At 63.6% G+C, this 22054-nt stretch carries 17 protein-coding genes; 8 read left to right on the top strand and 9 right to left on the bottom strand.

Annotated features, from left to right (window positions below):
• Positions 1-221: 221 nt before the first annotated feature.
• Positions 222-1202: a LysR substrate-binding domain-containing protein gene (locus ACUN9Y_RS15565; RefSeq protein ID WP_445461642.1), complete on the top strand. Its 981-nt coding sequence runs from the start codon at positions 222-224 to the stop codon at positions 1200-1202.
• A gap of 386 nt (positions 1203-1588) precedes the next feature.
• Positions 1589-3283 (top strand): BCCT family transporter, encoded by a 1695-nt coding sequence (locus ACUN9Y_RS15570; RefSeq protein WP_445461643.1) that lies wholly within the window; start codon positions 1589-1591, stop codon positions 3281-3283.
• Positions 3284-3656: 373 nt separating this feature from the next.
• Here ACUN9Y_RS15570 and ACUN9Y_RS15575 read toward each other — a convergent pair whose 3' ends face one another.
• Together ACUN9Y_RS15575 and ACUN9Y_RS15580 are read right to left on the bottom strand one after the other, a co-directional pair.
• The gene (locus ACUN9Y_RS15575; protein ID WP_445461644.1) at positions 3657-4859 is read right to left on the bottom strand and encodes an aromatic ring-hydroxylating oxygenase subunit alpha; all 1203 of its coding nucleotides are present in this window, start codon (positions 4857-4859) and stop codon (positions 3657-3659) included.
• Between the two features lie 293 nt (positions 4860-5152).
• Positions 5153-5836 (bottom strand): TetR/AcrR family transcriptional regulator, encoded by a 684-nt coding sequence (locus ACUN9Y_RS15580; protein ID WP_445461645.1) that lies wholly within the window; start codon positions 5834-5836, stop codon positions 5153-5155.
• Positions 5837-6077: 241 nt separating this feature from the next.
• Here ACUN9Y_RS15580 and ACUN9Y_RS15585 point away from each other — a divergent pair, with 241 nt between their 5' ends.
• Positions 6078-8159 carry an oxidoreductase gene (locus ACUN9Y_RS15585; protein WP_445461646.1) on the top strand — a complete coding sequence of 694 codons (2082 nt, stop codon included), beginning with the start codon at positions 6078-6080 and terminating at the stop codon, positions 8157-8159.
• A 108-nt stretch (positions 8160-8267) separates the two neighbouring features.
• On the opposite strand, the gene ACUN9Y_RS15590 is transcribed toward ACUN9Y_RS15585, so the two are convergent.
• Positions 8268-9287: a Bug family tripartite tricarboxylate transporter substrate binding protein gene (locus tag ACUN9Y_RS15590; protein ID WP_445461647.1), complete on the bottom strand. Its 1020-nt coding sequence runs from the start codon at positions 9285-9287 to the stop codon at positions 8268-8270.
• A gap of 467 nt (positions 9288-9754) precedes the next feature.
• Here ACUN9Y_RS15590 and ACUN9Y_RS15595 point away from each other — a divergent pair, with 467 nt between their 5' ends.
• Together ACUN9Y_RS15595 and ACUN9Y_RS15600 are read left to right on the top strand one after the other, a co-directional pair.
• Positions 9755-10618: a sugar phosphate isomerase/epimerase family protein gene (locus ACUN9Y_RS15595; RefSeq protein ID WP_445461648.1), complete on the top strand. Its 864-nt coding sequence runs from the start codon at positions 9755-9757 to the stop codon at positions 10616-10618.
• Between the two features lie 92 nt (positions 10619-10710).
• Positions 10711-12447 (top strand): FAD-dependent oxidoreductase, encoded by a 1737-nt coding sequence (locus ACUN9Y_RS15600; protein ID WP_445461649.1) that lies wholly within the window; start codon positions 10711-10713, stop codon positions 12445-12447.
• Positions 12448-12459: 12 nt separating this feature from the next.
• Here the strand turns inward: ACUN9Y_RS15600 and ACUN9Y_RS15605 are convergent, their stop codons facing one another.
• The 3 genes from ACUN9Y_RS15605 to ACUN9Y_RS15615 form a co-directional block, all read right to left on the bottom strand.
• Entirely contained in the window at positions 12460-13269 is an 810-nt protein-coding gene (locus ACUN9Y_RS15605; protein WP_445461650.1) for a sugar phosphate isomerase/epimerase family protein, read from the bottom strand.
• A gap of 135 nt (positions 13270-13404) precedes the next feature.
• Positions 13405-14451 carry a Gfo/Idh/MocA family oxidoreductase gene (locus ACUN9Y_RS15610; RefSeq protein ID WP_445461651.1) on the bottom strand — a complete coding sequence of 349 codons (1047 nt, stop codon included), beginning with the start codon at positions 14449-14451 and terminating at the stop codon, positions 13405-13407.
• Positions 14452-14549: 98 nt separating this feature from the next.
• Entirely contained in the window at positions 14550-15332 is a 783-nt protein-coding gene (locus tag ACUN9Y_RS15615; protein ID WP_445461652.1) for an IclR family transcriptional regulator, read from the bottom strand.
• A gap of 305 nt (positions 15333-15637) precedes the next feature.
• Here ACUN9Y_RS15615 and ACUN9Y_RS15620 point away from each other — a divergent pair, with 305 nt between their 5' ends.
• On the top strand, positions 15638-16600 hold the full coding sequence (locus ACUN9Y_RS15620) for a shikimate dehydrogenase family protein (protein ID WP_445461653.1): 963 nt from the start codon (positions 15638-15640) through the stop codon (positions 16598-16600).
• 94 nt (positions 16601-16694) lie between these two features.
• Here the strand turns inward: ACUN9Y_RS15620 and aroQ are convergent, their stop codons facing one another.
• The 3 genes from aroQ to ACUN9Y_RS15635 are packed head-to-tail and all read right to left on the bottom strand — an operon-like array spanning position 16695 to position 19891.
• Positions 16695-17135 (bottom strand): type II 3-dehydroquinate dehydratase, encoded by a 441-nt coding sequence (gene aroQ, locus ACUN9Y_RS15625; protein ID WP_445461654.1) that lies wholly within the window; start codon positions 17133-17135, stop codon positions 16695-16697.
• Entirely contained in the window at positions 17135-17998 is an 864-nt protein-coding gene (locus ACUN9Y_RS15630; protein WP_445461655.1) for a shikimate dehydrogenase family protein, read from the bottom strand. The genes aroQ and ACUN9Y_RS15630 overlap by 1 nt, the downstream gene beginning before the upstream one ends.
• A gap of 48 nt (positions 17999-18046) precedes the next feature.
• Positions 18047-19891, bottom strand: a complete 1845-nt coding sequence (locus ACUN9Y_RS15635; RefSeq protein WP_445461656.1) for a bifunctional sugar phosphate isomerase/epimerase/4-hydroxyphenylpyruvate dioxygenase family protein — start codon at positions 19889-19891, stop codon at positions 18047-18049.
• 572 nt (positions 19892-20463) lie between these two features.
• Here ACUN9Y_RS15635 and ACUN9Y_RS15640 point away from each other — a divergent pair.
• On the top strand, positions 20464-21489 hold the full coding sequence (locus ACUN9Y_RS15640) for a Bug family tripartite tricarboxylate transporter substrate binding protein (RefSeq protein ID WP_445461657.1): 1026 nt from the start codon (positions 20464-20466) through the stop codon (positions 21487-21489).
• A 79-nt stretch (positions 21490-21568) separates the two neighbouring features.
• Complete coding sequence (locus ACUN9Y_RS15645) at positions 21569-22045, top strand: tripartite tricarboxylate transporter TctB family protein (RefSeq protein ID WP_445461658.1); 477 nt, start codon at positions 21569-21571, stop codon at positions 22043-22045.
• Positions 22046-22054: the final 9 nt, after the last annotated feature.

The following is a 22054-nucleotide window of genomic DNA, read 5'->3' on the forward strand; positions in this document are numbered from 1 at the left end:
GGGCCTATCGACGGAGCGGACCTCCCTCGATGGTGATCATTGTCATGGTGGTCGTGGGCCCTAATCGACTGAGAATCCTGCGATACTGTCGTGCCGACGGGAATTCGGATACGCTCACAGCGAGTCTGACGCCTTTCGCGGCCTGGCCTAAGCACAGTGTAGGGCGGCCTGCTTCGGGCCAGGAATCGACTTTTTCTCCCGAGTAATGATGACCTCTCGTTATGACCAAGCCCTCTGCGCCAGACCAGACGCTGATCAAGATGCCTTCGCTGCGTGCAGTGAAATCCTTCGTGGCCGCAGCCAAGTACCTGAATTTCACCCGGGCGGCAGAATCCTTGTGCGTGACCCAGGCGGCCATCAGCCGCCAGATCAGAGAACTCGAGACGAGCCTCGGCACCCCCTTGTTCAAGCGAACCGGGCGCTCGGTGGAGTTGACCAAGGCCGGCTCGATCTTCTTCGACGCGGCGCAGCTGTCGTTTCTCAACATCGCCCAGGCCGCCGACCGCATTCGCAAGAACCATGGCAGCGCGGGCAAGCACCCGCTGACGGTGTGTTGCTCGCCAGCCTTCTCGGCGCTGTGGATGTCCAGCCGGCTACCGAGCTTCTTCAGTGCCAACCCGGACATCGACCTCAACCTGATGACAACCCAGAATTTTCTGGCGCTCGAACCGGGGGTGCGACCGGATGTGTTCATCACCAAGATGGCCAATGTCCAGGAGGGCTACCGCAGCCTGGCGCTGTTTCATGACGTGATCTTTCCCGTCTGCACACCAGACTATCTGGCGCGGCACCCCGAGATAGCGCGTCTCGATGCGCTGCGCGACGGCGTCCTCTTGAACCTGAGCCCTTACGGTCGTTCACAGGTTGCCGAGCACGTCGATTGGGGGGTGTGGCTAGCGATCCACGCCACCTCCCTCGATGAGCGCCCATCCGACAGTCCCCATATCTTCAATGCCAATGATTACAATATGTTAATCGAGATGGTCCTGAGCCATCAGGGCGTTGCCCTGGGCTGGGGCCACTTGGTGAAACACCTGCTGGAACAGGGCCGCCTGGTGCGACCCGTTGCCCAAGAGGTAGTGCTGGAAGACACCCATCACTACCTGGCCTACCCGCCAGAGCGCGAAGATGACGAGACCCTGGCCCGCTTTCGCGACTGGTTTCTCGAGCAATGTGAGCTGCCTCCCTATCGCACCTCCTGAGCTACCGCCCCCGCATAAAAACTCCCGACAAATGCCTTTCATACCGCTGACTTACTATCACTTTGGCGTGGCTTTTTTCGTGCGAAAGAAGGTTTTTTGACGTTATTTTTCGACGAAGATATTGCCTAAAGAAATATGCAGAACCGGAAATACCGGTGTGCTTATCTCTTCCCAACGGCAGAAATTTGTGGCCTTGTTGTGGCGCACCGCACGACCAAATAACCAATGATCTCCCAAAACAAACATTTGAACATAGTGAGCCATCACTCAAAATAATGAATAACTGTCGATAAAGAACGTGAAGCACTTCACAAAAAAATAAACCAAAAAGAGAACTATCGCCCACCGAATTACGGAAAAAAACAAGCCTACAAGGAAGCACAACAATGACAAGAAACTCCGCAAACCCTGATGCGAGTGGCGACGCAAAAGCACCGCAAGGGGAAGGAATAAGAAAGCCCGAAGGCGCGACCGACATGATCGATACCGACTACGTGATCGGCCAAGACAATATCCGGGCACATACGCTGGGTATCGACCTTGATCTTCACGGAAAGGTCTTCACGATTTCATCGCTTATCGTGCTGGTTTTCGTCATTCTTACGCTAGCGCTGCAGGATCAGGTCGAGCCTCTATTCAATGGAATCCGCGATTGGCTGACCGGTAATCTCACCTGGTTTTTTCTGCTCGGCGGCAATATTTTTGTCCTGGTATGCGCCGGATTGATCGTATCGCCGCTCGGAAAGATTCGCATTGGCGGTCCCGACGCCAAGCCGGACTACACCTACACCGGTTGGTTCGCGATGCTGTTTGCCGCGGGTATGGGCATCGGCCTGATGTTCTACGGCGTGTCGGAGCCGATGAGCCATTTCGGCACGTCACTTGGCGGAATCACCCTGGGCGAGGGCGGCGTTCGCAGCGACTGGGCACCACTCGGCGGCGCGGCAGGTGACGAGGCCGCAGCGCTGTCGCTCGGCATGGCGGCTACCATCTATCATTGGGGCCTGCACCCTTGGGCGGCCTACGCCATGGTCGGTTTGTCGTTGGCCATCTTCGCCTATAACAAGGGCCTGCCGCTAACGATGCGCTCGGTGTTCTACCCGATCCTGGGCGAGCGGGTATGGGGCTGGCCGGGTCACCTGATCGATATTCTCGCGGTCTTTGCCACCCTCTTTGGCCTCGCCACGTCGCTCGGCTTCGGCGCTACTCAGGCCTCGGCGGGACTCAGCTATCTGTTTGGTATTCCGAACAACAACATCACCATGGTGGTGTTGATCACCGGCGTCACCGGACTCGCCCTCTTGTCCGTACTTGCCGGCCTCGACAAGGGCGTGCAGCGCCTGTCGATGGTCAACATGGCCCTGGCATTTCTGCTGTTGTTCTTCGTCATCTTCGTCGGCCCCACCCTGCTCATTCTGGGCGGGTTCCTCGACAACATCGTCTCGTATCTGGAATACCTGCCGGCCCTGTCCATGCCCTTCGGCCGCGAAGACGCCAACTACAGTCAGGGCTGGACCGCGGTGTACTGGGCCTGGTGGATCTCCTGGTCACCGTTTGTCGGCATGTTCATCGCCCGGGTCAGCCGTGGGCGCACCGTGAGGGAGTTCCTCATTTCGGTGATGCTGGTACCGACACTGGTCTCGATCCTGTGGATGACCGCCTTCGGTGGCACCGCCATCGATCAGATGGTCGGCAGCGGCTTCCAGGGCGTGCAAGACGCCGCGCTTGAGCTGAAGTTGTTTGTCATGCTCGGAGAGCTTCCGCTGTCTACCATTACCTCCGTGGTAGGCATCGTGCTGGTGGTGGTGTTCTTCGTCACCTCATCGGATTCCGGCTCATTGGTCATCGACTCGATCACCGCCGGTGGCAAGGTCGATGCACCCAAGCCCCAGCGAATCTTCTGGACCATCATCGAGGGAGCCATCGCCATCGCGCTGCTCGTTGGCGGAGGTCTCGGTGCGCTGCAGGCCGCGGCGGTGTCGACTGGCCTGCCGTTTACCCTGGTCTTGCTGGTCGCCTGCTACGCCATCATCAAGGGACTAATGAGCGAGCCCCGTGATCGGCGTGTCGCCACCAACTGAGTCCGGCTGCGAGTCCCATCGACAAAGGAAATAGACCACCACCTGCACAGGAGTCGCAACGCCGCCCCAGGCGCCAACCGGGCGGCGTTGATCCGTGCTCTGGTTTCCTGCAGCCAAGAAGATGGCCGGCAGCCCAAGGATGGCGATCACACCAGCAGCATCAATCCCCCTGAAGGGTAATGTGGCAGCGGGCGACAGCCCGTTTCGGTGATCAGCACCTGCTCTTCACGCTTGCCCTCTTCTCTTCTCTTCTCTTCTCTTCTCTTCCCTTCCCTTCACTTCCCTTCACTTCCTTTCCCTTCACTGCTCTCCCTCTCGATCGGGCCTATGACCGCGTATTCCACGCCAATCGGAACGGCCCAGCCCATCCGGCTCACACCAGGCGCTCCTGCATGGCACTGACGTACCAGTCGATGAACTGAATGACGCCAAGCTCCGTGGCAACGGAGTAAGGGCCAGGCGTGTAGGAAGGCGAAGAGACGCCCTGGTGAGTTGCCTCGACCAGCTCCCGGTCCTGATCATTGGTGGCCTTCCACACCCGAGTCAGGTGTTCCAGGTCGTAATCCACCCCCTCGACGGCGTCCTTGTGAACGATCCATTTCGTCGTGACCAGGGTCTCCGCTGGGCCCAGGGGGAGCAGCCGAAAACTCAAGGCGTGATCACCAAGAACATGGTTCCAGGTCGAGGGGTAGTGGTAGTAGAGCAGTGCACCGATGTTATCCACACCCGACGCATCAAGCCGACGAGACACGGCGGGACGCCCGTCCATGGTGTAACTCGAGGTCTTGCCGGCCAGGGGAATCCGGGTCAGGCGATACTGGCTACGCGGTCCCAGCAGCAGACGACTGGGCAGGCCGGCGGCTTCACAGCGCTGCCAGAACGAAGAAAGCTCGGCATCCTCGGCGTCGGCACCAGCCACGGCGGGGCGATCAAGAAACGAGCGAACCAACTCGGGGTGGGCGCCATCACAATGAAAACACTCGCGATTATTCTCCATCACCAGCTTCCAGTTGCCCTTCTCGACAATGCTGGACTCGAAGGCCAGTTTGCCATTAGAGAGGCCATGAGGTGTGAGAAAAGGGCGCATCGCCTCACTAAAGGCGGCGAAATCCGGCGGCTGCTTGGCAACGCAGACGTAAATGTGGCTCTCGATGATGGCGCAGTGAGCCTGCTTCAATGGCCACTGGCCAGGATCGAAGCCCTCACCCATATCACCGGCATACAGTAGTGTGCCGTCCAGTTCGTAGGTCCAGCGGTGGTACGGACACACCAGTTTGGCGACCTTGCCACTGGCCTGAGTGCATACCTTCGATCCGCGATGCCGACAGGCATTGTGGAAGACTCGAATCTCGCCATCGTTGCCCCTGACAACGACCAGCGGGTAGTCGCCGATGCTCAGCGCAAGGAATTGCCCCGCCTTTTCCAGTTCAAAGGTATGCCCGACAAACACCCACTCCCGATGCCATATCTGTTCGAGGTCCTGGCGGTAGACAACGTCATCGAGATAGAGCTCTCGCTCCAGGGTGTGGGCAGACTTGGTGCGTTGTAGCAACGACAACACTTGTTGCTTATCCATGGACAGCCTCCAATGCGAGACATCAAGCATCAGGCGGGCATCGCGCAGCAACGCGCCGAGTAGCGCCGGAAGGATCGCCCGGTTCCCATCAGGGTGACCAGACGATCAACGAGTGTTCCGCCAAAGCCCCCACTGCGGCCCAGGCATGGTGAACAATGAGTGTAGTAATGACAGGCCCAACATCTGTCCCACTTCGCCGTGAGCGTCCCAGGGCGCGCGCACTCTGGCAAGATTCCATCGACGGGCACCTCGTTACTGTGCCGCCATTCCGATGTTATTCGTCGCGGCAGCCACTAGGGCCCCGAGGCGCTGACGGGTCGCGACGTCTTTTCTGGTGTCGCGCCGAAATCGTTCATCCAGGTGACAAGGCAGCCGGTGTGGCGCGAAGCGAAGCGGGCGAGATCGTCGCGCTGGCAAGGCTCACCGGTGAACACCAGCACGTAATCGGCGACGCGCCGGATGCGCTCGTCCTTGGTCTGGCGAGTGCGCATGGAGATATAGCCGATCTGGGTGAGATACAGCGTGTGGGCGCGCACACTGGCCTCGGATTCGGCATAGCCGAAACGCGTCAGCATCGTCGTCAGCGCGGTGAGCCTGCGCTGGTCCGCCGCCGCGACCTCCGCCGCCACCTGAGCGTTATTGAGCGCCCAGTGACGCACCGCGAACTCGAACTCGGAGTCGAAGATCGACTCGTCCAGCCAGCAGTCGAAGACGTTCAGCGTGGCCTCCACCACCGTCGCGGCGTAGCGCTCGGCCTGGCGCTCTAAGCCTTGCGTATTCTTGCCCTTCCAACGCTCGATCAGCGCCGCGAGCAATGCATCGCGATCGCTGAAGCACCAGTAGAAGCTGGTGCGGGACGTCTTGAGGGCCTTGGCCAGCGGCAGAATCTTGACCGCCTCGACCCCCGACGTCACCAGGGCGCTGTAGGCCGCATCCACCCAGTCGTCTCGGCGGCTCTTGTCGGCGCTATCGTTCACGGCGTCTCTCCTGAATTACCGATTTGCCTGGTTCGCCCGATTTGCCTGAATCGTCCGATTTACCGGAAGTACCCGATTTACCGCAAGTACCCACTGGCGTCTTGGCTTGTCGAAACAGCGTACTACGTCACTTGCCTGATCATCACTGTCGTCTATATTGACACTAGTGTACAGGGCGTTGTTCAGGCAGTGCCGGTACGACAACAAAGACAACACCGCCGACCACCGTGATGAGGCCCCCATGTCCAACCGCCCCGAACTCAACGATGCTGCGTCCACCGGGCCCACCTCCCGCGACCCTTTGCTCCAACCCTTTCAGCTCAAACACTTGCGGCTGAAGAATCGACTGATGCTGACCGCTCATGAACCGGCGTACCCGGTCGACGGCATGCCCAAGGAGCTGTACCGCGCCTACCACGTGGAGCGCGCCAAGGCGGGAATTGCCCTGACCATGACGGCCGGTTCGGCGGCGGTCGCCCGCGACAGCCCTCCGGTGTTCAACAACATCCTGGCCTATCGCGACGAGGTCGTGCCTTGGCTACGCGAGCTCACCGATGCCTGCCACGAACATGGCACCGCGGTCATGATCCAACTGACCCACCTGGGACGCCGTACGCGCTGGGACAAGGGCGACTGGCTGCCCGCGATATCGGCTTCCCATCGCCGCGAGGCTTCCCATCGCGCTTTTCCCAAACAGGTCGAGGATTGGGACATCGAGCGTCTGATACGCGACTACGCCGATGCCGCCGAGCGCATGCACGCCGCCGGGCTCGACGGGCTCGAGATCCAGGCCTACGGCCACCTGATGGACCAGTTCTGGTCACCGCTGACCAATACCCTCGACAACGACTATGGCGGCAGCCTAGACAACCGCCTGCGCTTCACCTTCAAGGTGCTGGCGGCGATCCGCCAGCGGGTCGGCGAGAACTTCCTGCTCGGCGTACGCTACACCGGTGACGAGTGCCTGCCGGGCGGCTTCGATGCCGCCGATGGCATGGCGATATCCCGGCGCCTCAAGGACAGCGGCCTGGTCGATTTTCTCAACGTGGTGCGCGGGCATATCGACACCGATGCCGGGCTCACCGACGTGATCCCGATTCAGGGCATGCCGAGTGCACCGCACCTGGACTTCGCCGGAGAGATTCGCCGCGAGCTCGACTTTCCGACCTTCCACGGCGCCAAGATTCAGGATGTCGCCACGGCCAGGCACGCCATCGCCTCGGGCAAGATCGACATGGTCGGCATGACCCGCGCCCACATGGCCGACCCGCACCTGATACGCAAGATCATCGAGGGCCGCGAGGAGGAGATTCGCCCCTGCGTCGGGGCCAACTACTGCCTCGACCGCATCTACCAGGGCGGCGAGGCCTTTTGCATCCACAACGCCGCCACCGGCCGTGAAACGACCATGCCCCATACCATCGCCGCCGCCGACACGCGCCGCCGGATCGTGATCATCGGCGCGGGTCCGGCGGGACTTGAAGCCGCGCGAGTGGCGGGAGAGCGCGGCCATGAGGTGATCATCATGGAGGCGGCCAGCGACGCCGGTGGCCAGGTTCGCCTCACCGCCCAGAGCCCTCGGCGCCGGGAAATGATGGGTATCATCGACTGGCGACTGGAGCGCTGCGCGGCCCTTGGCGTCGATATCCGCTACAACCTGCTCGCCGAGCTCGAGGACGTCATGACCGTCGAACCGGACGTCGTGATCGTTGCCACCGGCGGCTACCCGGCCTATACCGGGCTGAGCGCCGGCGATGAGTTGACCGTGACCAGCTGGGACATCCTCTCGGGGCATGTCGCGCCAGGGCGTAATGTCCTGCTGTTCGACGATGCCGGCGACCATGGCGCCCTGCAGGCAGCGGAGATCATCGCCGACAGCGGTGCAACGCTCGAGATCATGACGCCGGACCGCGCGTTCTCGCCGGAGATCATGGCCATGAACCTGGTGCCCTACATGCGCTCGCTGCAGCGTCCCAGCGTCAGATTCACCCCGACCTACCGGCTGGCGTCGGTGGCGCGCCACGGCGCTGCGCTGCGCGCTCATGTCGCCAGCGACTATCGCGCTATCGACGACCCACGCGACGTCGATCAAGTGGTGACCAACTGCGGCATCACCCCGTTGGATGATCTCTACTTCGCGCTGAAGCCCCACTCGAGCAACGCCGGCGAAGTCGACCACGCGGCCCTGATCGCTGGCCTTCCTCAGCGCGTTGTTCGCCAACCCACGGCACGCTTCCAGCTGTTTCGCATCGGCGACGCCGTGGCCTCACGCAATACCCATGCCGCCATCTACGACGCCCTGCGCCTGGTCAAGGATCTGTAGACCCAACCGAGCGAATCCGGGTCGGCGGCTCCCAGGCCCGCCACCAAGGCAAGACGCCCGAGACCAGCGGTCCCGGGCGTCTTCGTCTGGCCACATCGATGCGTCGAATCACTGCCCCTGGGGACGGGCGATGCCGAACTCTTCCGGAGAGACCTTGGCCGCCCCCACGTCGTACAGCAGCCAGGTGGTCAGGGCCTGCCAGTTATCGATGTACTCCTGAGCCTCATCGCCCCGCAGGTTTAGTGTCACCCCGCCGAGCTTGTTGTTGTAGAGATCCTGGAACTGGGGATCGCCGATGGCGGTTTCGAAGGCATCGCCGAGGGTCTGCTTGACGTCATCCGGGGTGTCCTTGCGCACGAAGACCCCCTGAAACGAGCCCCAGGGCAAGTAGTTCTCGGCCTCGGGCAGCGCATCGGTAATAGCGGGCACATCCGGCAGCAAGTCGATGCGCTCGTTCGCAAGGATCGCCAGGCCACGGATCTGGCCGGATTTCAGGTACTCGACCGCCGGCGGCAGGCTCAGCGGCATGAAGTCGATGTGATCGCCGAGCATCGCAGTGATACCGGGGCCGTCGCCGCCGAAGGTGACCTTGCGCACATCGAAGTCTGCGTCGGTGGCGGAGTCGATGATGGTCTCGGTGATATGCGGCGTCGCCCCCACCCCCACGTCCCCCATGCGTATCGTGCCGGGCTCGGCGAGCACCTTGTCGACCAGCTGCTCCATCGTCTCGAACGGGCTGTCGGCGGGTACCGCGATCACCACCAGGCCCTGGCCGATCACGTTGAGGACAGAGAAGTCGTCATAGTCGAAGTCGGCGACACCGAGCACCGGGTAGAGGGTGGTGTCCTGGGTGCCAATCAGGATGTTGTAGCCATCCGGACGTTGGGTGCGCACATAGTTCACACCGATGACGGCACCGCCACCGGGGCGGTTCTGGGGAATGATCGACTCATCCAGCGCCTCTTCGGCGTGGGGAATCACCGAGCGTGCAACGAGATCCGTCACACCGCCGGCGCCCCAGGGGATGGTGGCATTGATATCGCGTTCCGGGTAGTCCGCCTGGGCCTGAGACGCCATCAGTGCGGTGGTGGAGAGAATGGCGGCAAGCGGGAGCAAGCGACGGATCATGGTGAGATCTCCTGTGACGCCCGATATCGCTGTCAGCGTTCGACGCGCTCGGGCTGACGTATGGCTGTTGTTATTAACCGCTGGGGTGATCATGACGTCCGAGTTCGCCTATCGAACGACACGTTCTCACTTCGAACACGTTAGCCAGGTATTTCCACGTCGTCCACAAAATCCGAACACCATTCCACTAAATATCTATACCAGCCTCGAAACGCTGCCCGTTGATGCTTCTAGGCGCGAGCCAGGCCCCTTTGCGTGGCGCGGCCGCGCCATGGCTCCGGCCCGAACCGACTCGCCCCGCGTTCGCTTCTCACGTCGCCGACCTCTCGAGACAAGCCTCCCGAGACAAACCACTCTCGAGACAAGCCTCCCGAGACAAGCCTCGCTCAAGGGATTTCGCTTGCACAACGAAAAAAAGTTGAATACCGTTCCACTTTGTTACCAAGGACGACGCACAGGAGTCCGCCATGCATCTTGCCATCGACGCCTATTGCTTCCACCGCTTCTTCGCGGAGGTCTACCCCGGACTCGAGCAGGCGCCAGCGAGATCCATGTCCCTGGATGATGTGATCGACAAGGCCGTGGCCTTCGACGTCGAAGGCGTGTCGCTCGAATCTTTCATGCTCGACGACGACAGCCCTTCGCGTCTGGCCGCCATTCGCGCGCGACTCGACGCCGCCGGCCTCGAGCGCGCCTGGGCCTGGGGCCATCCGGACGGCCTCGGCTCCGGTGCTCGCCCCGAGGCCCTCGACGACCTGATCCAGCATATCGACATCGCCGCGACCCTCGGCGCGGACGTGATGCGTATCTGCGCCGGCGGACGTCGCACCCGTCCCGCCGAATGGTCAAGCCACCGCGCCGCCCTGCTGCCCTTGCTCAGGCGGGCAGCAGATTACGGTGCCGAGCGCGGCATCACCCTGGCCATCGAAAACCACGTGGATCTGCTCACCGACGAACTGGTGGAGCTTCTCGAGACCCTCGACCACTCGCACCTCGGTGCCTGCCTCGATACCGGCAACAACCTGCGCATGCTGGAAGATCCCTGGCACGCCATCGAGCGTCTCGCCCCCTGGGCCAGGGCGACCCACGTGAAGGATATCCAGGCCCACCGCGGCGACCCTCGCACCTTCGGCTTCTGGCCCAGCGTGCCGCTGGGGCGCGGCTTGATCGACATCCCCGGCGTCATCCGCGAACTTGGACGCCATGCCTACCAAGGCCTGCTGGCGCTCGAGATCGACTACCTGCACCCGGACTACCGCGACGCCCAGGGCAGCGAGGACGATGCCATCGCCGAGAGCTTGGCCTACCTGCGTCGGCTGCGGGACGCCTAAGACAAAAGCGTCGGCTGCGGGACGCCTAAGACAAAAGCGTCGGCTTCGGGACGCCTAAGACGCTCCCTCCCCCCCCCTCACAGGAGCTCGCCATGCATCACCCCACCCCTTGTTGGGACGACAGCGTCGATCTGCTCGTCATCGGTGCCGGCGCCGGCGGCATGACGTCGGCGCTGATCGCTGCCCTCGATGGCCTTGACGTCGCCCTGATGGAAAAGACCGGCCAGGTCGGCGGAATCACCGCGACCTCCGGCGGCACCCTGTGGATTCCCGGCACGCGATTGAGCGTCGAGGCCGGCGTACCCGACACGCTGGACGATGCCGCTCGGTTTCTCGAGGCGGTGGTCGGCGAGCGCGGCGGCGCCGATCTTCGACGCGCCTTCCTCGAGGCCGGCCCCGCGGTGGTGGAGGACCTTCACGCCCGCACCCAGGTGCGCCTGGTCGCGGCCAAGGCCCATCCCGACTACATCGGCAATCAGCCCGGCGAGGCCTTCGGCGGCCGCGCCCTGGCGCCGATGGAATACGACGGACGACGGCTCGGCCGCGAAGGTTTCAATCGCGTGCGACCCCCGCGTCCGGAGTTCATGGCGCTGGGGGGCATGATGGCGGCGCGCAACGAGATCGATGCGCTGCTCCACCCGCTGGCGTCGCCCGCAAACTTCAAGACCGCGACCCAGACCCTGTTGCGCTACGCCATCGATCGCCTGCGCTACCCCCGCGGCACCCGGCTGGTCATGGGCAATGCGCTCGTCGCTCAATTGCTCGCCAGCCTGCACGACGCAGGCGTGCCGATTCACTTCGATACCTCGCTCGATGACCTGATCCTCGAGGACGGCAAGGTCACCGGCGCCGTCGTCAAGGGCCCCCAGGGACGCCGCCGCGTTCAGGCAAGGCGCGGTGTCGTGCTGGCAACGGGTGGCATCACGCACCACCCACAGCTGCGACAGCGCCTGTTTCCCGGCGCGGCACTCCACCGTTCGCTGGCCCCCGAGACCCACACCGGAGACGGCATCGACCGCGCTCTGGCCAAGGGGGCCCACCTGGCCGAAGGCCTCGACAGCCCGGCGCTGTGGATGCCCTGCTCGGTGCACACGCATCCCGATGGCAGCCAGTCGGTGTGGCCGCATATCCTTCTCGACCGGGCCAAGCCGGGCCTGATTGCCGTCAACGCCGCCGGACGGCGCTTCGTCAACGAGTCCGATTCCTACCATGACTTCGTCATGGGCATGCTGGCCGATCGAGACGCGGACCGGAACGTTCCGGCCCATCTGATCGTCGATCGCGCCTTTCTCCAGCGGTACCTGTTCGGCATGGTCTTCCGCGGCGTCAAGGGCATGCGTCGCCACCTGCGCGACGGCTACCTGATCGAGGCGCGAAGCCTCGCCGAACTGGCGCGCAAGCTGGACGTGGACCCTGCGGGCCTTGTGGCCACGGTCGACGACTACAATCGCCACGCGGCCCTCGGCGACGACCCCGCCTTCGGCCGCGGATCGAGCGCCATGAACCGTTTCAACGGCGATCCGCGCCAGACGCCCAATCCCTGCGTGCGGCCGCTCGGGCCGGGACCCTACTATGCCCTCACCGTGTGGCCCTACGATTTGGCCTGCAGCGCAGGCCTGAAGGGTGACGGCGACGGGCGTGTGCTGGACGCAGACGACCGCCCCATCGACGGGCTCTATGCCTGCGGCAACGACATGGCGTCCCTGTTCCGCGGTACCTATCCGGGCCCCGGTACCACCCTGGGGCCTGCGCTGGTGATGGGCTGGCGGGTGGCCAAGCATGCTGGCGCTGGAGTACACCAAGATGGTCCGGTCGACGCCTCGTCGTGACGGCCCCCCGCGCTACAGCCCTTCGATCAGTCCACGACTGGCCGCCAGGGCATCGCTTGCCCAGCGCTTCGCGCCTAGCGCGGCGATACGGCGCTTATCCGGCACCTCGACGCTGACCGGCAGGTCCTCGGGTAGGCGTCGCCAGATAGCGCCCAGGTCGATGCCCCCCTCCCCCGGTAACCAGCGCTCTTCCCGCGCTGCGCGGATCATCTCGGCATGAGCGGTTGGGCCCGGCACCGGGCCATCACAAATCTGAGCATAATTGAGCCAGTGGCGCGGCAACGCGTCGAGATCCTCGAGGCGGCTTCGTGAGCGATCGAAGTGCAGCGCATCGAACAGTACCGTGGCATTGGGCTGAGCGACCTTAGCGACGATGTCGCTGGCATGGATCAGGCCGCTCACCGTCGTCCAGGGCATGAATTCCAGGTCGGCGCTGAGGCCGAAGGGCCGGGCCGCTTCACACAACGCCGCGTAGTTGTCGATCAGGCGTGAGCGGTCGGCATCATCGCCCGCCACCAGCACCGCCCTCGCCCCCAAGGTGCCCCCCACTTCGAGAAAGGGCAGATATCGCTCCAACTCGAAGGCGTCATCCAGGCGCACCAGCTCCAGATCGAACACGCCCACCCCGTTCTCGGCGATGGCCGTCTGAGTGTCGCGAAGCAGAGCGGCTTCGTCCATCAATGGAAAGGCCATCCCGCCTGGCGTGGTGGGCAGGAGACGCAAGCCCACGGCGTCATAGCCGACCTGCGCCGCCAAGGCGATCATCTGCGGTGGCGTCAGCCCTTCGGTGGTCAGATGAGATAGCGAATAGATCCGTGGCATGGACAAGACCTCGATAGACGTCGGCGATAGCAATCAAGGCGGCAATCGTTCGCCTGCGAGCGCGGGACGAATCGCCTGGACGCGGCGAGCCTGCTTGCGCCTTTGCCACCTCGTATAAGCGACTGGCTCAGTCGATCAGCACAGCATGTCACCGACCTTCACCGTGCCACCTTCCCGCGCTGCCTTGGCAACCGCCAGGGTGGCGGCCAACGTCATGACACCTTCTCGCGCACTGACGATGGGCTCGACCTGGCCCCTGGCCACCGCGACGAAGTGGCTCAACTGCTCGGGGTAGCAATGGGTGCGAGGCGGCTGCAGGCGGTGGCGGACCAGCGGATCGCGCCAGTGGCCGTTGTCGTCGTAGCGCCACAGCTCCATCCCGGGGACGGCCAGACTGCCGTTGCGCCCCCCGATCACATAGCAATTGCCCGGCTCGTGCAGAAAACTCGGCGACTGCCCGGAGGCAACGTCCCAGATGAAGGGCGAGGGCACGGCATCACTGCCGACGAAGGAACCGATCATGCCGTTGGTGAAGGTGATGACCACGGCGAAGGAATCCTCGACATCGAAGCCGCGAGCCTTGTTGGCGGTGACCGCCTGGACAGTGGCGATCTCGCCGCAAAGAAAGCGCAGGCAGTCGATCTCGTGGATCAGGTTGATCAGGATCGGGCCGCCGCCAGGCTCTCGCCGCCAGGCCTGATCGAAGTAGTCGTCGTCCTTGCGACACAACCACATCCCGCTAACGGTATAAAGATCTCCCAGTTCACCGGCCTGGATGGCTCGGTGGGACTCCACCATGTCAGGACTGTGGCGACGGTGATGACCGACCAGCATCGGCACCCCGGCCGCCTCGCTCGCCTCGGCCAGACGCAGGCCTCCCGCCAGGGTGTCGGCGATGGGTTTCTCCATCAGCGTCGGCAGGCCTCGCTCGATACAAGCCAGTCCCGCGTCCACGTGCAGGGCGTTGGGCAGCGCCACGATGACCGCGTCCAGGCGTCCTTGATCGAGCATCTCGCGGTAGTCCGCGAAGCAGGGCACGCCATGGCGCTCGGCCAGGGCCCGACCGCTGTCGGTCACATCGGCGATCGCCGCCAGGGTGGTGTCGGGGGAAGACTGGATCAGCGCCACATGTTCACGCCCGATGATCCCGGTGCCCATCACACCGATCCGCAGTGGGTCCATATAAAGCTCCTTGCTGACAACGTGAGTGCGGTGGCGCCGAGAACATGCCGTAAACCTCGCCGACCAGGGGAATCTTCGGCGCCTGCGCCTTGCGTGATTCACCTGCCGGTGCGCAACAGCCCCGACGCTGGCGCCGATGCCGCCAGCTCATCGGCCACCGCCAGCAGGCTGTCGCCGAGCGATACCAGCCGCTCTTCGGTCAGCCGAAAGCCGGGCCCGGCGATACTGATGACTCCGATCGCCGAGTGGTCGCCGCGCCTGACCGGCGCGGCCATGGCGTGCATGCCCGGCGCGAAGGTTTCCAGCGCCATGGCAAAGCCCCGAGCCCGGGTCTCGGCCAGCGCCTCGATCAGCGCCGAGGCGGTCACCGGGGCGTTGTGCCCGTAGTCTTCCGGGCGACCGAAGCCCTGTTCCGCGACCAGTTCGAGCGCCTGTTCATCGCTGAGCGTACTCAGCCAGGCGAGCCCGGAGGAGCTACAGGACAGCCGCGCAACGGCCCCCATGTCCGGGTCATAGCGCAGCCCGCCACGGGCGCCCTGGGCCTTGCCCACCCAGGTCAGGCTACGCCCGTCCACCACCGACAACCGCACCAGCTCACCGCTGACATCGGCCAAGCGGTCGAGGAGCGGCTGGGCCGCATCGACGATGCCCGACGCGCTCAGGAAGCCAAGCCCCAGCGACGTCAGCTTGGTGGTCAGCAGATAGTCGCCCTGCTCGCGCTCCTGGCGCACATAGCCGTAGCGCGAAAGATCGCTGAGCAGTCGGTGCGCAGCACTCTTGGGCATGCCCAATCGCTCGGCGATCGCCGCCAGCGGCAACCCCTCGGCCTCCCTGGCCAGAAGCTCGAGAATTCCCAGGGTTCTCTCCATTACGCCAGCCATGACTCTCTCCCGAATCGGCGGTGTTCGTGCTGCAGCGCCCTGGTGCGCTAGGGACGAGAGGCGCAAGGCTTGCCGCCCCAATCTCACCAAGGCACCCGCACCAAGGCACCCGCACCAAGGCACCAGAGCACCGTTGAATGGCCATAGGGTGCCATGGCGGCGACGACTTGTGGTGAAGCCTGAAGGGAGAATAACCAACCGACGGTAATTCAAAACATGATTCTTTAGTTGAACATCGTTCTATTTTTATGAAAAAGGCGCTTACACTAACCCCCACGATGCCGTAGCGCCCAAGAGAACCGTCCATGAACAAGCCCACGACGCCCATGTCCACAACGACGCCCGGGACTCGGCCACCAGACCAAGGCGGGGCGCAGGGGCGACACCCGGCGCCCGGTCATGGCGTGGGTCTCGATGATGCCGACGAAAGGCGACATTCCCAAGGGGCCCCCACCAGCCTGCTGGGGGGCCTCGATGGCAGCTCGCGGCTGTACCTGATTCTCGGCGACCCCATCGCCCAGGTGAAATCGCCCCAGGGCGTGACCCAGGCACTCCAGCAACGCGGCCACAACGCGGTGCTGGCCCCCGCCCACGTGGCGGCGCAAGACCTCCATGGATTCGTCAGAGGCGTCGTTGCCGCGGAGAACCTCGACGGCCTGATCATCACCGTGCCGCACAAGCTCGCAAGCTACTCGCTGTGCGACAGCGCCAGCGAGCGCGCTACCTTTCTCGGTGCGGTCAATGTCATGCGCCGAACCGGGAACGGGGGATGGCACGGCGATCAGGTCGATGGACTCGCCTATGTCGCGGCAATGCGCGCCAAGGGCCTGGTGCCCACTGGACGCCGCGCGCTGTTGGCCGGGGCCGGCGGGGCCGGATCCGCCATCGCCGAAGCCCTGGTGCGTGCCGGCGTGGCGAGCCTTTCGATCCACGACGGCGACGCTGAGCGCCGCGATGGGCTGATCGCACGCCTGGCCTCGCTAGGCCTGTGTCCGGTGACCGTCGGCGGCGATGACCCCGCCGGCTTCGACCTGGTCATCAACGCCACGCCCTGCGGCATGGCTACCGACGACCCACTGCCCTTCGACCCCGCAGGACTCTCGGCCGGCACCATCGTCGGCGACGTCATCACCAGCCCCGAGCTCACGCCCTGGATCGCGGCGGCACGCGAGCGTCACTGCCCCACGCTGCAGGGCGGCGAGATGTTCGCCTGCGTGCGTGATCTGATGGTCGATTTCTTGCTTGAAACACCGGCGGTCACGAACTGATGCGGGTCGCCGTCGCCGGCCGCCGCCTCGACAGGCCGCCTCGACGTGCCGCCATAGGCACCCCCGCCTTGCCACAAGCGATAGCGGCGCGGCGCTATCCGGCCTTGATCACCGCATCGAGCGCAGCGTAGTAGCCCTGGCTGCCTAAGCCCGCGATCACACCGTCGGCACGCAGTGAGACGTAGGAGTGGTGACGAAAGCTCTCACGCTTGTGCACGTTGGATAGGTGCACTTCGATCACGGTGCCCTCGAATGCGTTCAGGGCATCGAGAATAGCCACCGAGGTGTGGGTGAAGGCGGCGGGATTGATGATGATGGCCTGGGTGGCGTCGAGGCGGGCGGCGTGAATCGCATCGATCAGCTCGCCCTCGTGGTTGGACTGGCGCGATGCCAGGCCCCAGTCCTCAAGCAAGGCATGCTGGCGCAGGCCGTTGTCGATATCGGCCAGGGTCTCATGGCCATAGATCTCCGGCTGGCGGGTCCCCAGCAGATTGAGATTGGGACCATGCAGCACCAGCACCTTGCCCTTGCTCATCACACATTCTCCTTCAACAGTTCACGCCGATAGTGGGCGAAGAGGGTCGCGGCCTGCGCATCGGCCGCCGCGCGCTTGCCCTCATCCTCACAGAAGCGCTTGTAGGCGTCCACGCCCTGGAACACGAACAGGCTGACGCCACTCATCACCCTGGCGCCTTGCTGGCGGGCGGCAGCGACGAATTCAGTGACCGCCGGCACGTAGACGGCATCGAAGATCCAGTGGTGGCCGCGCAGCACGCCAACGGGCAGCGGACAGCCCGGACTCTTCTCATGGCCAATCGGCGTGCAGTTGATCAGGCCATCGCACTCGGGTGCGATGGCCGCGACCCGGTCCGACGCCAGCGCCGACGCCTTGAAGCCGAACCTCTCAAGCTCGCCGGCGAGCTGTTCGGCCTTGGCCACGTCGATATCGACCAGCAATACCTCGCTGGCGCCAAGCTGGGCGACACCGAAGGCCACCGCCTTGCCCACGCCGCCGGTACCGATCAACAACACTCGCCCCGGAGCGCGCTCGCCGAGCGTGGCCCGATAACCGCTCATGAAGCCGGTGAAGTCGGTGTTCTCGGCAACGATGCCCTCGGCCTCGAAGATCAGGGTGTTGGCCGCGCCGACCATGCGCGCACCATCCGTGGCGCGGTCGGCTAAATGAACCGCCTGCTCCTTGAACGGATAGGTGACGTTGACCCCACGATAGCCCGCCGCGATCACCTCCTTGACCTTGGCCTCGAGAGAGTCGATCGGCACTTCATTGCCATCGAACAGGTCATAGGTGGTGGGAATCTCGGTGAGTTCACCGAGCCGAACATGCAGGTCCGGCGAGCTGGAATTCAGGATGGCCTTGCCGATCAACCCCAGTTTCATTGTTGTCTCCGTGCGAGCGAATGCTCGGCTGTTAGAGGGTGGCTCGGCTTATCCTTGCGCTGCCTGGGCCGCCAGGCGGACCCCGGCATTGGCCTCACCGAAGCGCTCGTAGCCCCCGCGACGCTCGACGATCTCGAAGAAGAAGCGCCCCGAAAAGGTATCGGTGTAGGCGTGGAGGAAATCGCCGGCGTCGTTGCGATCGAACAGGATATTGCGCGAACGAATCGCTTCGACGAACTCAGGATCAAGATCGAAGCGCGCCTCCAAGTCGTCGTAGTAGTTGCCAGGGATACGCAACAGCGGCAGGCCCCGGGCTGTGAGCTCGTCGACGCTTGCAAGGATATCCCGGCTCTCGAAGGCGATCTGTTGAATGCCGCCGCGAAACTCGCTCAAGAAACGTCCGGAGTTGGTGTCCTGGGCCTGCGACACGGTCAGCGGAATACGGATGCTGGCATCGGGGCTATTGACCGCCTGGCTCACCATCATCCCGCGGGGGTCGACGATCTCGTGCTCGGTGTCGGCCTTGAAGCCGAGCACCGTGTGGTAATAGAGCTGCCAGCCCAGCAGCTGAGGCGCCGGCAACACGTATGACAGGTGGTCGATGCGCGCAAGTCCGGCTTCATCTCGCGTCTTTTGGTCGAATAACTCGAAGTCGGTCTGCCACTGACGGTCCAGCGCGGTCTCTTCATCCACCAGATAGATCAGGCTGCCCTCGACGCCTCGGAGCGCCGGGATTTCCATTTCGCCCTCACCGACCTGGCCCCGATAGGTTGGCGCCTTGAAGGCCCTGGCCCGGGCCAGGGCCGCCGCCACGTCGTCGACGCGAAAGCCCACCGCGCACACCGAGGTACCGTGCAGCAGGCGAAAGGTATGGGCGAAACTGTCGGTCTCAAAGTTGAGCACCAGGTGGATCTCGCCCTGCTTCCACAGCTCGACGTTCTTCGAGCGGTGGCGCCCGACGTGGCGAAAGCCCAGTGCACCAATAAACTCCCCCAGGGGCGCGGCACTGTCCTCATCGAGGGTGAACTCGATGAAGTGCACGCCATGATAGCCACTGGCGGGGGGAATGCCCTCGGCCCAGGGGCCATTGGGCAGCAGGTTCTCGAGATAGATCAGCGAGCGCATGCCATCCATGGCAGTGACATCGGTGGGCGCTGCACGGAAGGCATCGCTAAAGATCTCGTGGGACAGCGGCCCGTCGTAGCCGGTCTTGGCGAGTGCCTCCATGAACGGCGCCAGCGGCAGCCGGCCCTGCCCGGGAAAGCAGCGAAAGTGACGACTCCACTGCAGCACGTCCATGTCCAGAAGCGGCGCGTCGGCGACCTGAACGAAGAAGATCTTGTCCCGGGGGATATCGGCGATGGCCGCAGGATCATGCCCGCGCGAGAGGATATGGAAGCTGTCGAGCACGACCCCTAGCGCCGGATGATCGGCCCGCTTCACGACATCCCAGGCATCGCGATAGTCACTGATATGGCGCCCCCAGGCCAGCGCCTCGAAGCCGATGCGCAGCCCACGCGCCGCGGCGCGGTCGGCGAGCTCACGAAGATCGGCCACCACCCGGTCACGATCGTCCAGCGTCTGGGGCGAAACATTCGAGCACACCAGCATGAAGTCGGTGCCAAGCTCCTGCATGACATCGAACTTGCGCTCGGCACGCTGCAGGTTGCGCGAACGCGCCGGCTCCGGCATGGCCTCGAAGTCACGAAAGGGCTGGAAGGCGACAATCTTGAGCTTGAGCGTCTCACACAGGTCGCGGATATCAGAGGGGGTTCCATCGAACGAGATCAGGTCATTCTCGAAGATCTCGACACCCTCGAAGCCAGCCCGGGCGATGGCGTCGAGCTTGGAGCGTAAGTCGCCGCTCAGGCAGACCGTGGCAATGGCACGCATGCAGTCCTCCGGGCGCGCATCGACCATAGGGCCGGAACCGCGCCTGCATTTATTGGAAGTTAGTTCTAGATATCGAATACGAGACGTTATACACCATCGCCTCTTGTTCGCATAGCGCCCGCTTGTTCGCAAATTACCGGCGCACCCCCGACGCGGTCCCTGCGTGGGCATGACGCCTCGCTTTCCACGCCCTGACCTCCTACTACTATATGCACGAATCACCGCTCAAGCGTCTGGCGCGCCACATCTTTCTCATTTCGCTTGCGCCTCCCATCGCGGCCGAGGGTTCACGACTCCCTGGCGGTGCCCCCTCAGGCGCCACCGGGAACCGGCATTCGACCATGGTAGAAGATGCGCCCCAAACGCATTGACACTATTGGAAGTGAGTTCTAGTGTTCGCCTACAGCACTTAAGTTCGTAAAGCGAACGCGCTAAGCATATCGATAGAAGTCCCGGTTCCAACGAGGGTTCCTGGCCGACTCCACGACAATCCCGAAAGCCCCGACGAGAAGGGCTGCCGCCGACCATTTGCTGCGTCGGATGGCCCCCAACAACATCCCCCGGAGGATTCCATGATTCATCCGCCCCTGAAGTCGCTCGGCGCGTCGATCGCCATGGCGCTTGGCTCACTCGCCATGGTCGGCAGCGCCCAGGCCGAGTATCCCGAACGCAACATCACCGGCACCATTCAGTGGGGCGCCGGTGGCGCTACCGATAACGTTGCGCGCAGCCTTACGCCTCACGTCGAGGACATTCTCGACACCACGATGATCCTGACCAACCGTCCCGGTGGCACCGGCGTCATCGGCATGAACCACGTCATGACCCAACGTCCCGACGGCTACAACCTGCTCTACGGCGCCGAGAACCCGCAACTGTATCGCCTGATGGGCCTGGCCGATTTCGGCTATGACGACATGCACACCATCAACATCATCGGCCAGGGCCTGGTGGTCATCGCCGCGCCCGCCGACAGTCCGTTCGATTCCTTCAGCGACCTGCTGGCCTACGCCAAAGAGAACCCGGGGGAACTGCGCATGGGCGGTACCGGGGCCGGCGGCTTGCCGAGCACCGTGCACGCCATGATCAACTCCGTTGGCGAGCTCGACGTCAACACCGTCACCTTCGGTGGCGACGGTCCCGGCATCACCGCCATGCTCGGCGACCATATCGACTTCATGCCACTGAGCCTGGCCGCCGCCGGCGAGCAGATCAAGGGTGGCAAGCTGAAGGGGCTGGCGATCGTCACCCAGCGTGAGATCGAGTCACTGCCCGGCGTGCCGCCGATCACCGAGGCGCTGCCCGACATCGAGAGCTTCCTGCCCTGGGGGCCGTTCTGGGGCGTGTTCGTGCGCGAAGAGACCCCAGACGAGGTCAAGACCGTGCTCGCAGACGCCTACCAGAAGGCGGTCGCCGACGATGAGTTCCAGGCCTTCCTCGAGAACTTTGGCGCCGAGTCGCTCAACCTGAGCGGTGAAGAGGCCCAGCAGTATCTCGACAACTGGCAGTCGGTGACCGCCTGGTCGATGTTCGATGCCGGCAGCGTCGAGACCTCCCCGGAGGAGCTCGATATCGCCCGCCCCGGTAACGCGGAGTAAGGCTGGCCCGACCACGGCGCGACTAGCGTCATCACGACAGCCAAAGGCCGGGCATCGCCCGGCCTTTCTGGAGTCCCCCATGAACCAAGACTACGAGATCGTAAAGCCAGGCGAGAAGGTCTTCGACTGGCTGCTGCTGCTGTTTAGCTGCGCCTTTTTGTACGAGGCCTACCAGATCAACGGTATCCCCTCGCTGAACTCCGCCGGCTCCTTCCCCATGGGACTGGGGCTGATCATGTTCGCCTCCTCGGTGGTCATCCTCGTCAGTCATCGGCGCAAGCGTCGCGCCCCCGAGCTTGGCTCTCACGGCGACGAGCTCAAGGCCTTCCTGGCCGAGCACTTTCAGCCCCATATCATCGCCTTCTCACTGATCTCGATCGTCTACCTGATCGCCATCGCCTGGGTCAGCTTCTACGCCAGCACCTTCGTCTTCCTGGCGGTGATGTTCATCTACTACCGTAACGGCAAGGTGCTCAGTTCGCTGATCATCTCGGCTGCTGCCGTCGCCATCATCTACGTGCTGTTCACCCTGGTGTTCCGCGTCTATCTGCCGTGAGCCCGGAGG

This window comes from Halomonas sp. V046, assembly GCF_052645355.1.